Genomic DNA, 14,593 nt, shown 5'->3' with positions numbered 1-14,593 from the left:
CAAAGTATCAGCCCCGCAATAAAATAAGCTCAATAACGATAAGTTTTGTTGCATAAGTCGTTGTATATAAAAATATATAACGAAAACAGCAATTGGCTATCTTGCAGTTTTAGCGTTAGAATCTGTAGGAAAAGTGGGGGTTTTAGCGATTAGCCGCTATACCCAAAATGACTTTTTTAACCATGGTTCAGTTAGCTGTCAGCACAGTGACTGAGCACAAACTCCTAGCCTTGGTGTCTACGTTGTCGCGTTTATGGACAATATGATGCTCTGGCCGTGGCTTTAAGCCACCAGGGTGCGAGGTAGAAATGCCTGCATCTCCCGTATTTGGAAAGGTGTTATGGTACAACTTACAGACGCATTTGCGCGCAAGTTCTATTACTTGCGCCTATCGATTACTGATGTGTGTAATTTTCGCTGCACATATTGCCTGCCTGATGGCTACCGCCCGGACGGAGTTAAAAGTTTTCTCAGCCTCGACGAAATAAGCCGCGTCAGCCGGGCATTTTCCCTATTGGGGACAGAAAAAATCCGCTTAACCGGTGGCGAGCCCTCCATGCGTCGCGATTTTACCGACATCATCGCAACAATTCGTCAAAATCCCGCGATCCGCACCTTGGCGGTGACCACCAATGGCTACCGTTTAGCGCGTGATGCTGTCCAGTGGCGTGATGCTGGATTGACGGCAATTAATGTCAGTGTTGATAGCCTCGACCCACGGCAGTTTCATGCCATCACCGGGCAAGATAAATTTCATCAAGTGATGCAAGGCATTGATGCTGCTTTTGATGCAGGTTTCGAGAAAGTCAAAATCAATGCCGTGCTGATGCGGGATGTTAATGACAAGAATCTCGGTGCTTTCCTTAACTGGATAAAATCGCGTCCGATTCAACTGCGATTTATCGAACTGATGGAGACCGGTGAGGGCGGTAATTTGTTTCGCAAACACCATGTTTCCGGCGGCGTCATTCGCCAGCAATTGCTCCAGCAAGGCTGGCAACAGCAGGAGCGTGCGCGCAGCGATGGCCCGGCTCAGGTGTTTCATCATCCGGACTCTCTGGGCGAAGTCGGGCTTATCATGCCGTATGAGAAAGACTTCTGTGCCAGTTGTAACCGCCTGCGTGTTTCAGCGCTGGGAAACCTGCATTTATGCTTATTTGGCGAGCAGGGCATTACGCTGCGTGACCTGTTAGGCAGTGACGACCAGCAAGATGAGTTAATGGCGCGGATTCAAAGTGCATTACAAACCAAGAAACAAACTCATTTCTTGCATCAAGGCAACAGTGGTATCACACAGAATTTATCGTTTATTGGTGGCTGATCGGCTGCGATATCAAGAATAAAGGTTATCTATGACCCAACTGACTCACATTAATGCTGCCGGCGAAGCTCATATGGTGGATGTGTCCGCCAAAATAGAAACCGTACGAGAAGCCCGTGCGGAGGCTTTCGTCGAAATGCACGCCGCGACTTTGGCCATGATTATCAAGGGTAGCCATCATAAAGGCGATGTGTTTGCCACAGCGCGAATTGCTGGCATTCAAGCGGCCAAAAAAACCTGGGAATTAATTCCCCTGTGCCACCCGCTACTGCTGACCAAAGTGGAAGTCCAACTGGAGGCACAACCAGAGCACAATCGCGTTCGCATCGAATCTTGTTGCCGCTTAACCGGTAAAACCGGGGTGGAAATGGAAGCCCTCACCGCGGCGTCGGTTGCTGCGTTGACCATTTATGACATGTGTAAAGCCGTACAAAAAGACATGATAATTGGTCCGGTTCGTCTGCTGGCAAAAAGTGGCGGAAAATCTGGTGATTTTAAGGTGAACTCATGATTCAGATTCTGTTCTTTGCTCAGGTTCGTGAGCTGGTGGGAACTGACAGCTTGCAAGTGGAGGCGGTTTTTCCAACGGTTGAAACTTTGCGTCAATTCCTATGCCAACGGGGTGAACGCTGGCAGTTAGCACTTGAAGAAGGCAAATTGCTTACGGCGGTGAATCAATCGCTGGTCAATATGCAGCACCCTTTGGTCGCGGGAGATGAAGTGGCTTTCTTCCCACCAGTGACGGGAGGTTGATGATGGACAACACCCGTATTCGTGTCGGGCCGGAGGCATTTAATGTCGGCGAGGAGTACACCTGGTTGTCACAGTGTGATGAAGATGGCGCGGTGGTGACCTTTACCGGCAAAGTCCGAAATCATAATTTAGGGGCTAATGTCAGTGCTTTGACGCTCGAGCATTATCCAGGGATGACAGAAAAAGCGCTGGAAGAAATTATTATTCAAGCGCGCAGCCGCTGGCCCTTGCAGCGCGTGTCAGTCATTCACCGAGTGGGGCCGCTGTTTCCCGGCGATGAAATCGTTTTTGTCGGTGTGACCAGTGCTCATCGCAGTATGGCGTTTGAGTCGGCTGAGTTTATTATGGATTATCTGAAAACACGGGCACCATTCTGGAAACGCGAAGCGACCACTGACGGCGAACGTTGGGTCGAATCACGCGACAGCGATCATGCTGCCGCCAGGCGTTGGTAAACTGTACGTAAACCCGTGTAAAGATCGACCCTAAACATCTATTTTTACTCCCTTGTTTGCCCTGTTTCTGTGGTAACCTTAAAGAGTCGGTGGGCTATCAGTTGATAGCCTGTATCATTATTTATATGCATAAGGTAACTACCATGGATCGCTATCCACGCTCTAATGGTTCAATTGTCGAACGTGCCAACTCTGGCATTCAGGCATATATGGCGCAGGTATACGGCTGGATGACCTGTGGTCTGTTATTAACAGCAGTAGTCGCTTGGTACGCAGCGAATACGCCTGCGGTAATGAATTTTATCTTCTCCAGCCAGATCACCTTTTTCGGGCTGATTATTGCTCAGTTGGGTCTGGTATTTGTTATTTCTGGCATGGTTAATCGCTTAAGCGGTTCAATGGCAACCAGCCTGTTTATGCTGTATTCGGCGCTGACGGGGCTGACTCTTTCCAGCATCCTTATCATGTATACCGGCGCTTCTATCGCCAGCACGTTTATTATTTGTGCCGGGATGTTTGGCGCGATGAGTGTGTACGGCTATACCACCAAACGTGATTTAAGTGGTATGGGTAGCATGCTGTTTATGGGTTTGATCGGTATCGTGTTGGCTTCTATCGTTAATATCTGGCTGAAAAGCCCGGCATTGATGTGGGCTGTCACTTATATCGGTGTGTTAGTGTTTGTTGGCTTGACTGCTTACGATACCCAGAAATTGAAAAATATGGGCGCGCAGTTGGATTCTAATGATAGAGATAATTTCCGTAAATATTCTATCGTCGGCGCATTGACTCTGTATCTTGATTTCATCAACTTGTTCCTGATGTTACTGCGGATCTTCGGCAACCGCCGCTAAGCGAGTTGATTAAGGGCTGTGATGCGGCAGATTTACCCGGCGCACACTGCTCAAAATTTGAAAGGACACCAGATTGGTGTCCTTTTTGCTTTTTAGTGAGCGGATATACAGTGCTAACGATTAAATCCGTTACGCAATTTTCCGTCTAAACATTCCATACGCCACACTACCTGTCGTGGCAGTTATCACCAACAGCGGCCACAAGCTGTGCCAGATAATATCGAAACTGGCATCCTTGAGATAAATCTGTTTGGTGATGTCAGTAAAGTGGCGGATAGGATTGATCCACGTGATGTTTTGCAGCCAGATGGGCATGTTCTCCACTGGGGAGACATAACCAGAAAGCAGGATCGCCGGCATCATAAAGACAAATACGCCAATAAATGCTTGCTGCTGAGTGGAACATAGCGATGAAATCAATAAGCCAAAACCGACCAGCGACAGGCCGTAGAGCAACATAGTGCCGTAGAATAGTGCCAGTGACCCTGCAAAAGGAATTTGGTAGAAAAATATCCCGATAAACAACACGATGGTGGCCTGGAATGTGGCCACTATCAGTGCCGGAACCGCTTTGCCGATAAAAATCTGCCAGGTTGTCAGTGGCGAAACCAAAAGTTGCTCCAACGTGCCTTGTTCTCGCTCTCGCGCCACTGACAGCGACGTCACAATCAGTACGCCGATAGTTGTAATCATTGCAATCAATGAAGGCACTACAAACCATTTGTAATCCAAGTTCGGGTTATACCAGTTTCGAATCACTAACTCGCTGTTATTGGGCTTAACTTGCCCCTTAGTCAATTCTAATTGGTACTCTTGCACGATTTGCTGAATGTAATTTGCCGCTATCTGAGCACTGTTGGAATTGCGCCCATCTAGTACGAGTTGTAGCTGAGTCATTTTACCATTGGCCAAATCCGCACTGAACTGCTCAGGAAAGCGAATCAACAGCAGCGCTTTCTGATTATCAATGACGGGCTGAATCTCTTGCGGACTGTGCAGTAGCAAGACGTGAGAAAAGGCTTCGGCTTTAGCAAAGCGCTGAGTGAGTTCGACCGAGGCCTTACCGCTATCCTCGCTGTAAATGGCGATAGTGGCATTGGTCACTTCTAATGTGGCGGCAAATGGGAATAAGATCACCTGCAATATCACTGGCATGATTAATATTGCACGGGTTTGCGGTTCACGTAGCAGCGACTGCAGCTCTTTAATAATCAATGTGTAGAGGCGATGAAACATTGCCAACTCCCTTCTGCTAATCGAGTCGACGACTTAATCTAATCGACGATGAGTTTTCCAAGCTGTCAGGCCAATAAAGACCACGGCTGATGCGATCAGGAACAATAGGTTAATCACCAAAACGGTACCGATATTCCCCGCCAAAAACAGAGTTTGCAGGCTACTGACAAAATAGCGGGCAGGAATGATATAGGTCACGGCGCGGACAACGGCTGGCATACTGTCGATTTGGAAAATAAATCCAGACAGCATAACCGCGGGCAGGAATGCGGCGTTCAATGCCACCATAGCAGCATTAAACTGGTTGCGGGTGATAGTCGAAATCAATAACCCCATGCCCAGTGTGCTGGCTAAGAACAAGCTGGTCATGACAAACAATATCCACAATGAGCCACGATAAGGTACACCGAGGATAAACACCGCGACCACCATACATAGCGTCATAGCGACCATGCCGAGCACGTAATAGGGGATAAGTTTCGACAACAACAATTCACTGCGCGTGACCTGAGTCGACAGTAACGCCTCCATGGTGCCGCGCTCCCATTCGCGGGCGATCACCAAGGATGTCAGGATCGCGCCAATCACTGTCATGATAATAGTGATGGCACCTGGAATGATAAAATGTCGGCTGATGGCAGCAGGGTTAAACCAATAACGCACTTGAATCTCTATTAACGGATCATTCTTTTGCCCCAGATTTTGCGCCTGTTGCTGTTGCCATATTTGCCACACACCTTGAGCATAGCCTTGCACAAAGTTGGCTGTATTTGGCTCACTCCCATCAGTAATCACCTGAATTGGGGCTTTACTCTCAGGCCGTGCAAGTTGCTCGGCAAAGTCATTGGGAATCACAATAAGCCCACGAATTTTACCGGCCTGCATCGCCTGAATCAGTGCCTGACGGTTATCACTAATTTGTGGCGAGATATAGGGCGAACTGGCGAAGGCGTTAGCCAAATCTTGCGCGGGTTGGCTCTGCTGTTCCATCAAAATGCCAATATGCAGCTTGCTCGAATCCAGATTGATGCCGTAGCCAAATATAAACAGCAACAAGAGGGGGATGACAAAAGCAATCAGCCCGCTGCTTGGGTCACGTAGAATTTGCCGGGTTTCTTTATTGCACAGCGCCCGTAAGCGACGCCAGGAGAATCCGGTGTCTTGATAAGTTTCACTCTCATTTACCGGCGATTTATTTACATGGAAATCATGTGGCTCGGTCATGATTGCTGCTCCTTATCGTTTTGCCGGTCATAGCGCAGGACCAGTTCGATAAATGCTTCTTCCATTGATGGATTCGGATTTTCATCAGTAGCGACTTGCTGCTTTAGCTCATCTGGTGTGCCTGCGGCGATGATTTTGCCGCGGTAAACCAGGCCGATGCGATCACAATACTCCGCTTCATCCATAAAATGAGTGGTGACCATGACCGTCACACCCTTGTCGACCATCCCATTGATATGCAACCAAAACTCACGGCGAGTGAGAGGGTCAACACCGGAGGTTGGCTCGTCCAGAAACAGGATGTCTGGTTCATGCATCAGGGCGCATGCCAGCGCCAGACGCTGTTTGAACCCAAGCGGCAGTGAATCGGGTGTTTGTTTGAGAATCGGCGTGAAATTAAATGCTGACGTCATATCGGCAATTTTATCGCGCTGGGTTTTACCCTGTAGGCCATAAACACCTGAGAAAAACTTCAGGTTTTGCTCCACTGTCAGGTTGCCATACAGTGAAAATTTCTGCGCCATATAACCCAAATGTTGGCGTGCTTTACCTGAACTGGTTTTCAGATCCATACCCAGTACCAATGCCTTGCCACTGCTGGGAACCAGCAAACCACACATCATCTTAAATGTGGTCGATTTACCGGCGCCATTCGGCCCGAGTAAGCCAAAGATCTCGCCGCGTTTTACCTGAAAATTCACATGATCGGTGGCGGCGAAATCACCAAATTTCTTGGTTAACTCTTGGGCTTCAATTACTGTTTCGTCATGACTGCCTTCGACTTTGGGCATGATTTTTGCCAAAGCAGACTCACTGGCCGGGCCGCCGCCCAGCAAGTCAATAAAGGCATCTTCAAAGCGCGGTTCGGCCTCCATGATTTTGCCATTAGGTTGATTTAACAGGGATAATACCTGGCCGTGATCCACTTCTGGTTTGAGGATCAATCGCACATATTTTCCCTGAATAACCCCATCACTGACCTGCGGTAACGTCAAGGCGTACTGTAATAATTTGCGGTTAGTTCCAGTTTGGGCGGCGACCAAAATAGTTCGGCCACTCATCCGCTGAGTGAGTTCCTGCGGCGCACCGCTATAAAGCAACTTCCCTTCATTGAGCAGCAAAACTTCGCGGCATTGCTCGGCTTCATCCAGATAGGAGGTACTCCACAGGATAAGCATGCCGTCACTCGCCAACTCATGAACCATACGCCATAACTCGCGGCGTGAGATGGGATCGACTCCCACGCCTGGCTCATCAAGTAACAAGACTTTCGGTTGGCCAACCAAGGTACAAGCCAGCCCCAGTTTTTGCTTCATACCGCCAGAAAGTTTGCCCGCCAGCCGTTCAGTAAAGCGGGTCAAATCGGTAAAAGTCAGCAGACGCTCGAATGTTTGGCGGCGTTGCTCACCGGTAACACCGCGTAAATCGGCATACAGCGTCAGGTTCTCCATCACCGTTAAATCTTCATATAATCCAAATTTTTGTGGCATATAACCGAGGATTGAATGCAACTGGCGATCATTTTCCACCGGGTCGAGACCCACAACTGTCAGTTTGCCATGACTGGGTTTGAGCAACCCTGCTAACATCCGTAGCAGCGTGGTCTTACCGGCACCGTCAGGCCCGACCAAACCGGTGACTGCTCCACTGCGAATTTCAGTGGTCAGGCTGGCAACGGCAGGACTCTCCAGTCCGGGGAAGGATTTTTCGACACCTTCCAAAGTAATAAGATGCTGGATGCCATTCATAGCTCATACCACCTTAAGGTTGTACAAAGCGGACAGTGACCGGCATACCCTGGCGCAGCGACTCATCGGCATCGGTGATGATGATACGTAAGCGATAAACCAGGTCGGTGCGTAAATCCGGCGTTTCCACACTCTTAGGGGTAAATTCGGCGGTCGGTGAAACAAAACCGATTTTGCCGTGATAAGGCTTATTTGGGCGGCCATCGGTAAAGACTTCGACCTCAGTCCCAGGGATCGCTTGGCCCAAATGACGCTCACTGACATAGGCCCGCACCCAAACAGGATCAGTCAGAGAGAGCGTAAAGACGGTGTTGCTGGCAGATAGAATGGTGCCAGGCTCAACTGCACGTGTCAGTACTGTCCCGCCAGAAGGAGAGAGTAGGGTAGTATCTTGCAAGTTGAGCTGGGCTTGTGCCAATTCAGCTTCACTTTGCGCCAGATTTGCTTCGGCTTGCGCAATTTCTTGCGGGCGATTACCGCTTAAATATTGAGCCAGTTTATCTTTCGATGCTTGCAGATTGGCTTGCGCCTGATTACGTGCGGTACGGGCATTTTCCAATTCATTAGCTGAAGTGGCTTTATTGGCCCACAACCCTTGTTGGCGTTTGAGGAAGCTGTCAGCGTAACTGAATGCAGCCTCGCGCTGGGAAACCTCAGACCTGACTTGGGCAATTTCTTCCTCCCGATAGCCCGCTTTGAGTAACGCTAACTGAGCTTGTGCACTTTGTACATTCGCCTGCGCTTGTTTGAGGGCGTTGACATAAGGGCCATCATCCAGTTTTCCTAACACTTCACCCGGCTGAATTTTATCGCCTTCATCCACCGCGAGAGAGGCCAGCCGACCACCGACCCGGAAGCCCAGATTGACGGTACGAATATCGACATTGCCGTATAAGGTCAATGTGGCGTCTTGTTGTTGGCGATAATAACTCCATCCGTAACTTATAGCCGCCAACAGAGCGACAATAACGACGGCCACTATAATCTTCTTGCGATTCATAATGCTCCCTATCTGTTACCGATTTTTATGACAACAAGGTCAGTGATTTCACCCTAATGTTTTAGCCCGCAGCCCATAAAGCAATAGGTCAATATGTTCGATAAGTACTTGATTAATCATCTCACTTTCAGATTCACCGATTTCCAGCCACCCGGCTTGTCTGCGGATAGTTTCTCGCCCCATACGGAAAGCCAGAACTTCACCAATTAATGCATGTGTATGAATAATGGTTTTTGTGGCATTTGCATCGGCATCAATGAATGCCGCCAGCAATAGGTTCAGTTTTTGGTGTAAAGGCGCAATGGCCTGAGCATGAATCAACAGATATGCATCAGTGGGGGAGAGTTGCTCCCGCGCCATGATTTTGCTGAGATTCAGCGTTTCTGGCTGTGTCATTAAGTGACTGAATTCTAATAATCCGCGTCGGATATAATGCAATTGCTGTTCCGGGCTTTGCTCCTGGCTCGGCAGTAGCAGAAACTGGTCAATTTCCTGCGCCAGTGGCGCAAAAGCCTGCTGAATAAAATCTGCAATTTGTTGCGCCACCGCCAGATACAGACCTTCCTTGGAATTGAAGTAGTAAGTAATCGCGGCAATATTCTGGCCGGCCCGCTGAGCAATCTCACGGGTAGTAGCCCCTTTCAAACCCTGTTCACCGAACAACTCGGTCGCCGCTTGTATCAGTTGCTGACGGGCTTGTTCACCCCGAGAGGTGACAGGTATTGCTGGTGTCAGATTGTGAGGTGTGGAATGGGACATAGGCTCCAAACTCAGTACAATTCCCCTGCTGGGGAGAGATGAATAAAATTTGTGCTAATAATAGTAATAGCTAAATAATAAATCAATCATATGATTAACTTTAGGCTGCTGCTGGGAATATGTAAAGTTATGGCCGGAATTAGCTCTGTTTTTGTGAGCATAAGTGAGTTAATCGCCAGAAATTAATCAATTTTCTTGATGTTTGAGTTAATAAAAATCTTAAGAAACGTGTAAATATCCCTTTTCCTGCTAAACATCTGTTATAATCAGCCGCAATGGTGCACTGCAGTTTGTGCCAATCCTCGTGGTAATGCCTCAATTCATGCCTCGTCTGATAATCTTCCCTTGAAACTGCACCTGACGATATCGCCGGGATTGGGAAGATCTGGAGCTTCTCGTAATATGTCATTTGATTCTCTCGGTTTAAACGCCGACATCCTGCGTGCTGTTGAAGAGCAGGGCTACCTTGTGCCGACACCAATTCAACGTCAGGCAATCCCTGTGGTACTGGAAGGCCGTGATTTAATGGCCAGCGCACAAACCGGTACGGGTAAAACCGCTGGTTTCACCTTGCCACTGTTGCAACTGCTAAGTCAGAACCAACAGCCAATTAAAGGCCGTCGCCCGGTGCGCGCGTTGATTTTGACGCCGACTCGCGAATTGGCTGCGCAGATTGACGAAAACGTCCAGAGTTACAGCAAATACCTGAAGCTGCGTTCGCTGGTGGTATTTGGTGGCGTTAGCATTAACCCACAGATGATGAAATTGCGTGGTGGTGTTGATATTTTGGTCGCCACCCCAGGCCGTTTGCTGGATCTGGAACATCAGAACGCTGTTGATTTGTCCAAGATTGAGATTTTGGTGCTGGACGAAGCCGACCGTATGCTGGATATGGGCTTTATTCACGATATCCGCCGTGTTTTGGCAAAACTGCCAGCCAAGCGTCAGAACTTGCTGTTCTCCGCCACCTTCTCTGATGAGATTAAAGGTTTGGCTAGCAAGCTGTTGCATAACCCTGCTTCTGTTGAAGTGGCGCGTCGCAACACCGCTTCTGAACAAATTGCACAAAGCGTTCATTTTGTGGATAAAAACCGCAAGCGCGAGCTGTTATCTCAGATGATTGGCGAAGGTAACTGGCAGCAAGTATTGGTGTTCAACCGCACCAAACATGGCGCTAACCATTTGGCTGAACAATTGAATAAAGACGGCATTACTGCCGCCGCTATTCACGGTAACAAAAGTCAGGGCGCGCGTACTCGTGCATTGGCTGATTTTAAAGACGGCAAAATCCGTGTACTGGTCGCTACTGATATCGCCGCCCGCGGTTTGGATATTGATCAGTTACCTCATGTGGTTAACTATGAACTGCCAAACGTACCGGAAGATTACGTGCACCGCATTGGCCGTACTGGCCGCGCAGAACGTACTGGTGAAGCGATTTCTTTAGTTTGTGTTGATGAACATAAACTGTTGCGTGATATCGAGCGCTTACTGAAACGTGAAATCCCGCGCATTGCGCTGGATGGCTATGAGCCGGACCCAAGCATTAAAGCTGATCCGATTCAAAATGGTCGTCAAGGTCGCGGAGCACAACGTCCTGGTATGGGCCGTGGTAGCAGTACAGGCCGCCCACAAAATGGTGGCGCAGCAGCAGGCCGTGGCGATAGCCGCACCAGCCGCCCACGTAGCCAGGCTGATGGTCAACGTCGCCCGGCAGGCCCATCTTCTCGTGGCCGTAGTCGTAATCCAGGCGAATAAGTTAAACTGTATTCGTTGATAAAACCGCTTCTTTGGAGGCGGTTTTTTTTCATCTGTATCCATGCCATTACAGGGTTATTCCTTGTCTTAACCCCGGCTTGCCCCGTATCATTGCCGGTCTTTTTTACCGTTATACTGTGGTTGAAATAAGGAAGTAGGATAAATGATATGCGGGTAATACTGGCACCAATGGAAGGGGTATTGGACTCACTGGTGCGCGAGCTTCTTAGTGAAGTCAATGATTACGACCTTTGTATCACCGAGTTCTTACGGGTGGTCGATCAGCTATTGCCTACAAAATCATTCTACCGCCTCTGCCCTGAACTTCATCAACAGAGCCGAACCTCGTCTGGCACTCAGGTGCGTATCCAATTGTTAGGCCAATATCCGCAGTGGTTAGCGGAAAATGCAGCTCGAGCAGTTGAACTGGGATCTTACGGTGTGGATCTAAACTGCGGCTGTCCCTCTAAATTGGTTAACGGCAGTGGTGGTGGGGCCACATTGTTAAAAGATCCCGAGCTGATTTATCGAGGCGCGAAAGCGATGCGTGAAGCTGTTCCGGCCCATCTGCCCGTAACGGTAAAGATTCGTTTAGGTTGGGATTCGGGTGATCGCCAGTTTGAAATTGCTGATGCGGTGCAACAAGCAGGTGCAACGGAATTAGCGGTGCATGGCCGCACCAAAGAAGATGGCTACCAGGCAGAACGTATTAACTGGCAGGCAATAGGTGAAATTCGCCAACGCCTGGCCATACCGGTGATTGCTAATGGAGAAATTTGGGATTATCAGAGTGCACAAGAGTGCATGAAAGTCACGGGTTGTGATGCTGTGATGTTAGGCCGTGGTGCACTGAATGTGCCGAATTTGAGCCGTGTAGTGAAGTATAACGAGCCGCGTATGCCGTGGCCGGAAGTGGTCAAACTGCTGCAAAAGTATGTGCAATTAGAGAAGCAGGGCGATACGGGTTTGTATCATGTTGCCCGCATCAAACAGTGGTTAGGTTATTTACGCAAAGAATATGCGGAAGCCACGGATCTATTCAGCGAAATCCGCGCATTAAAAACCTCAAAAGATATTGCATTAGCGATTACTCGTATTCGAGTATAAGTCTGACTAAATACCGTTGCCTATAAACCAGCTAAAGATATTGGCAACGGCGTATTTTCCTGTGAATTTATTGTTTTTTGTCCTGCATCTGTTTAAGGACTTTGCCGAAGCTGATCGTTTTCTTGCCCACTTTTTTCATCCCTTCTTCCGGGAGATAACTGAATTTTACGTAAAGTAGCTTACCATCAGCTTTTTCCTGATGTTTTAGCTTTTTAATAACGTCATACATTTCTTTTATATCTACAGGAATACCTGCGGTATCAGTTACCACCGAGCCAGGTAGAAATATTGATATTTGCTCGACCGATTTACTCAATAAATCATGTAGTGGAAATAAGCCGGTAAATCGCTGCCGTGGCACATAATCGGTAATACCCATATAAATATCAGGCAGTTCTTTAATATGATTTTCAATGCCACGAGTTTGGTTTTTAATCAGAAATTCTGAAACTTCAATAGGGGTGCCAATTAATACTAATGGCTTGGTAGAATTACCTTTTTCGGCAAAGAGATACTCATTATTGCTATCTTTAACAGCCTTCTGTAGTTCACCACGGTCAACAATCAGGCTGTAATATCTTCCCTCTTTTACAATAGGGGCTGGCTCGCGCCATAGGGTAATTTCATTGGCGGATACAGCACTCACTCCTACAGTCGAACATATAAACAATATAGATGTATTAACTAAAGTTTTCATCAATAAGATCCTTCTCATTATGACCATTTTATGCAAATGATTAGTTACGAAATAATAATTACATTCTACCTTTCCCCGTTCACTTTTTCTTTCGGCCGATAAACTTCGCAATGCCCAATAGGAATACTGCGCCAACAAAAATCAGCAAGGCATCCACCCAAAATGTCAGAGATGCCAGATTTTCATCATGAATGTCCGCTAAACCAGCCGCGATTAAAAATACACCGAAAAGAATACCAAAAATTGTCGTTCCCATATAAACACCTGTTAATTAGGTTTATCTGAATATTTCTGTTGGCATTATAGACTAATATTGAAGTTGGCTGTATTTACTTACGTAAATGTTTACCGCTGAGTAGCGATTAGGCAGTTTTAATCTTTGTAACAATCATTTTAAGAATGTGTGGTGCGCAGTGCATTGCTGTAATTTATAATGCGCCAGATCAACCACAATGGCTCCAGATAACCTATTTAAGCTGATGAACATGCATGTGAAAATCCGTTTTGCACTATTAAGTTTCTTGCTTTTAGCTACCAGTATCAGTGTTGTTCCTGCCGCGATAGCGAGTGGTGGAGCCAGTGAAGTTAAAGGTAAAGCCCCTCTTGAGCTGGCCTCGGGGAGCGCTATGGTGGTTGATTTACAAACGAATAAAGTGATTTATGCCAACAATGCAGATGAGGTCGTGCCGATCGCATCCATCACTAAGCTGATGACAGCAATGGTGGTATTAGATGCAAAATTACCGCTTGATGAGATTATTTCAGTCGATATCCATCAAACCAAAGAAATGAAAGGCGTATTTTCACGAGTTAGAGTGAACAGTGAGATTAGCCGCAAAGATATGTTGTTGCTGGCTCTCATGTCGTCAGAAAACCGTGCCGCAGCAAGTCTGGCTCATCATTATCCCGGCGGTTATAACGCATTTATTAAGGCGATGAATGCAAAAGCTAAATCACTAGGAATGACCAAAACGCGCTATGTCGAACCCACTGGTCTTTCGATTAATAATGTTTCGACAGCACGCGACCTCACTAAATTGTTGATAGCGACCAAGCAATATCCACTCATTGGCCAGCTAAGTACCACAACCGAGAAAATGGCAACATTCCGTGAACCAAATTATACGTTGCCTTTCCGTAATACTAACCACTTGGTTTATAACGATAAATGGAATATTCAGTTAACTAAAACTGGTTTTACCAATCAGGCAGGGCACTGTTTGGCAATGCGCACCGTGATTGGCAATCGCCCTGTTGCATTGGTTGTTTTGGACGCTTTTGGTAAATATACCCATTTCGCTGATGCAAACCGCCTGCGCAGTTGGATGGAAACAGGTAAGGCTGCACCTATCCCTGGCGCTGCAAAAAGCTATCGTCAGCAAAAAGATGCTCAAAGCCGATTAGCTCAGGTATCTGAATAAATACAGCGTTGGCAATTGAAAGGCAGAATTTGTAAGCGACTGGCAAATTCTGCCTATATTTTTTGATAAATAGTGCTCATATTACTGATAAAATCAGAAAATTAGTTTAAATACGCCAGTAATGGTCAGTAATCCTACAATAAAAATGATTGCAATAATCCACAGTATTATTTTCATATCTTCTCCCAGCCTCAAGATGAAAAATAGCATTCGCTAGCCATACCAACCTTAGTTGGCATTAGACTATGACTATAGTTTGT

The 14,593-nt window shown here is 47.3% G+C and carries 16 protein-coding genes and 1 riboswitch; of the genes, 8 read left to right on the top strand and 8 right to left on the bottom strand.

Annotated features, from left to right (window positions below; translation table 11 throughout):
- Nucleotides 1-209: 209 nt before the first annotated feature.
- Nucleotides 210-354: riboswitch (molybdenum cofactor riboswitch) on the top strand.
- The 5 genes from moaA (at nucleotide 341) to FTB31_RS08675 (ending at nucleotide 3,383) form a co-directional block, all read left to right on the top strand.
- Nucleotides 341-1,321, top strand: coding sequence for a GTP 3',8-cyclase MoaA (gene moaA, locus FTB31_RS08695; RefSeq protein WP_050075129.1), 981 nt, complete (start codon nucleotides 341-343; stop codon nucleotides 1,319-1,321). (Overlaps the previous riboswitch by 14 nt.)
- A 31-nt stretch (nucleotides 1,322-1,352) precedes the next feature.
- Nucleotides 1,353-1,832, top strand: coding sequence for a cyclic pyranopterin monophosphate synthase MoaC (gene moaC / locus FTB31_RS08690; protein WP_227731286.1), 480 nt, complete (start codon nucleotides 1,353-1,355; stop codon nucleotides 1,830-1,832).
- Entirely contained in the window at nucleotides 1,829-2,074 is a 246-nt protein-coding gene (gene moaD, locus FTB31_RS08685) for a molybdopterin synthase sulfur carrier subunit (RefSeq protein WP_077174801.1), read from the top strand. Before moaC ends, moaD begins: the two co-directional genes overlap by 4 nt.
- 2 nt (nucleotides 2,075-2,076) lie before the next feature.
- The gene (gene moaE, locus FTB31_RS08680; RefSeq protein ID WP_050075601.1) at nucleotides 2,077-2,529 is read left to right on the top strand and encodes a molybdopterin synthase catalytic subunit MoaE; all 453 of its coding nucleotides are present in this window, start codon (nucleotides 2,077-2,079) and stop codon (nucleotides 2,527-2,529) included.
- 143 nt (nucleotides 2,530-2,672) lie between these two features.
- Complete coding sequence (locus FTB31_RS08675) at nucleotides 2,673-3,383, top strand: Bax inhibitor-1/YccA family protein (RefSeq protein WP_077293646.1); 711 nt, start codon at nucleotides 2,673-2,675, stop codon at nucleotides 3,381-3,383.
- Between the two features lie 129 nt (nucleotides 3,384-3,512).
- Here FTB31_RS08675 and FTB31_RS08670 read toward each other — a convergent pair whose 3' ends face one another.
- The 5 genes from FTB31_RS08670 to cecR are packed head-to-tail and all read right to left on the bottom strand — an operon-like array spanning nucleotide 3,513 to nucleotide 9,350.
- A complete protein-coding gene (locus FTB31_RS08670) occupies nucleotides 3,513-4,619 on the bottom strand; it encodes an ABC transporter permease (RefSeq protein WP_005168094.1) in 1,107 nt (368 codons plus the stop codon).
- 33 nt (nucleotides 4,620-4,652) lie between these two features.
- Nucleotides 4,653-5,843 (bottom strand): ABC transporter permease, encoded by a 1,191-nt coding sequence (locus tag FTB31_RS08665; RefSeq protein WP_005168097.1) that lies wholly within the window; start codon nucleotides 5,841-5,843, stop codon nucleotides 4,653-4,655.
- Entirely contained in the window at nucleotides 5,840-7,591 is a 1,752-nt protein-coding gene (locus FTB31_RS08660) for an ATP-binding cassette domain-containing protein (protein ID WP_227731285.1), read from the bottom strand. Before FTB31_RS08660 ends, FTB31_RS08665 begins: the two co-directional genes overlap by 4 nt.
- A gap of 13 nt (nucleotides 7,592-7,604) precedes the next feature.
- A complete protein-coding gene (gene hlyD, locus FTB31_RS08655) occupies nucleotides 7,605-8,591 on the bottom strand; it encodes a secretion protein HlyD (protein WP_050075135.1) in 987 nt (328 codons plus the stop codon).
- A 48-nt stretch (nucleotides 8,592-8,639) separates the two neighbouring features.
- A complete protein-coding gene (gene cecR, locus FTB31_RS08650; protein WP_050075136.1) occupies nucleotides 8,640-9,350 on the bottom strand; it encodes a transcriptional regulator CecR in 711 nt (236 codons plus the stop codon).
- Nucleotides 9,351-9,752: 402 nt separating this feature from the next.
- On the opposite strand from cecR, the gene rhlE reads away from it, so the two are divergent.
- Both rhlE and dusC read left to right on the top strand, forming a co-directional pair.
- The gene (gene rhlE, locus FTB31_RS08645; protein ID WP_050075137.1) at nucleotides 9,753-11,108 is read left to right on the top strand and encodes an ATP-dependent RNA helicase RhlE; all 1,356 of its coding nucleotides are present in this window, start codon (nucleotides 9,753-9,755) and stop codon (nucleotides 11,106-11,108) included.
- A 168-nt stretch (nucleotides 11,109-11,276) separates the two neighbouring features.
- On the top strand, nucleotides 11,277-12,215 hold the full coding sequence (gene dusC, locus FTB31_RS08640; RefSeq protein WP_077174805.1) for a tRNA dihydrouridine(16) synthase DusC: 939 nt from the start codon (nucleotides 11,277-11,279) through the stop codon (nucleotides 12,213-12,215).
- A gap of 67 nt (nucleotides 12,216-12,282) precedes the next feature.
- Here dusC and FTB31_RS08635 read toward each other — a convergent pair whose 3' ends face one another.
- A complete protein-coding gene (locus tag FTB31_RS08635) occupies nucleotides 12,283-12,912 on the bottom strand; it encodes a hypothetical protein (protein WP_175631681.1) in 630 nt (209 codons plus the stop codon).
- Nucleotides 12,913-12,991: 79 nt separating this feature from the next.
- Nucleotides 12,992-13,168, bottom strand: a complete 177-nt coding sequence (locus FTB31_RS08630) for a hypothetical protein (protein WP_004391528.1) — start codon at nucleotides 13,166-13,168, stop codon at nucleotides 12,992-12,994.
- 229 nt (nucleotides 13,169-13,397) lie between these two features.
- On the opposite strand from FTB31_RS08630, the gene pbpG reads away from it, so the two are divergent.
- Nucleotides 13,398-14,333, top strand: a complete 936-nt coding sequence (gene pbpG, locus FTB31_RS08625) for a D-alanyl-D-alanine endopeptidase (protein ID WP_077293650.1) — start codon at nucleotides 13,398-13,400, stop codon at nucleotides 14,331-14,333.
- A gap of 93 nt (nucleotides 14,334-14,426) precedes the next feature.
- On the opposite strand, the gene FTB31_RS21630 is transcribed toward pbpG, so the two are convergent.
- Entirely contained in the window at nucleotides 14,427-14,510 is an 84-nt protein-coding gene (locus FTB31_RS21630) for a small membrane protein YohP (RefSeq protein WP_017346848.1), read from the bottom strand.
- Nucleotides 14,511-14,593: the final 83 nt, after the last annotated feature.

The sequence above is a fragment of the Yersinia proxima genome (genome assembly GCF_902170785.1).
GTDB classification, from domain to species: domain Bacteria; phylum Pseudomonadota; class Gammaproteobacteria; order Enterobacterales; family Enterobacteriaceae; genus Yersinia; species Yersinia proxima.
Note: the sequence above shows the minus strand (reverse complement) of the source record. Positions and strands in the feature narration are given on the sequence as shown.

Bases quoted from the DNA above. Each gene is read 5' to 3' on its own strand.
- moaA (WP_050075129.1), top strand. From the start codon at position 341: ATGGTACAACTTACAGACGCATTTGCGCGCAAGTTCTATTACTTGCGC.
- moaC (WP_227731286.1), top strand. From the start codon at position 1,353: ATGACCCAACTGACTCACATTAATGCTGCCGGCGAAGCTCATATGGTG.
- moaD (WP_077174801.1), top strand. From the start codon at position 1,829: ATGATTCAGATTCTGTTCTTTGCTCAGGTTCGTGAGCTGGTGGGAACT.
- moaE (WP_050075601.1), top strand. From the start codon at position 2,077: ATGGACAACACCCGTATTCGTGTCGGGCCGGAGGCATTTAATGTCGGC.
- FTB31_RS08675 (WP_077293646.1), top strand. From the start codon at position 2,673: ATGGATCGCTATCCACGCTCTAATGGTTCAATTGTCGAACGTGCCAAC.
- FTB31_RS08670 (WP_005168094.1), bottom strand. From the start codon at position 4,619: ATGTTTCATCGCCTCTACACATTGATTATTAAAGAGCTGCAGTCGCTG.
- FTB31_RS08665 (WP_005168097.1), bottom strand. From the start codon at position 5,843: ATGACCGAGCCACATGATTTCCATGTAAATAAATCGCCGGTAAATGAG.
- FTB31_RS08660 (WP_227731285.1), bottom strand. From the start codon at position 7,591: ATGAATGGCATCCAGCATCTTATTACTTTGGAAGGTGTCGAAAAATCC.
- hlyD (WP_050075135.1), bottom strand. From the start codon at position 8,591: ATGAATCGCAAGAAGATTATAGTGGCCGTCGTTATTGTCGCTCTGTTG.
- cecR (WP_050075136.1), bottom strand. From the start codon at position 9,350: ATGTCCCATTCCACACCTCACAATCTGACACCAGCAATACCTGTCACC.
- rhlE (WP_050075137.1), top strand. From the start codon at position 9,753: ATGTCATTTGATTCTCTCGGTTTAAACGCCGACATCCTGCGTGCTGTT.
- dusC (WP_077174805.1), top strand. From the start codon at position 11,277: ATGCGGGTAATACTGGCACCAATGGAAGGGGTATTGGACTCACTGGTG.
- FTB31_RS08635 (WP_175631681.1), bottom strand. From the start codon at position 12,912: ATGAAAACTTTAGTTAATACATCTATATTGTTTATATGTTCGACTGTA.
- FTB31_RS08630 (WP_004391528.1), bottom strand. From the start codon at position 13,168: ATGGGAACGACAATTTTTGGTATTCTTTTCGGTGTATTTTTAATCGCG.
- pbpG (WP_077293650.1), top strand. From the start codon at position 13,398: ATGCATGTGAAAATCCGTTTTGCACTATTAAGTTTCTTGCTTTTAGCT.
- FTB31_RS21630 (WP_017346848.1), bottom strand. From the start codon at position 14,510: ATGAAAATAATACTGTGGATTATTGCAATCATTTTTATTGTAGGATTA.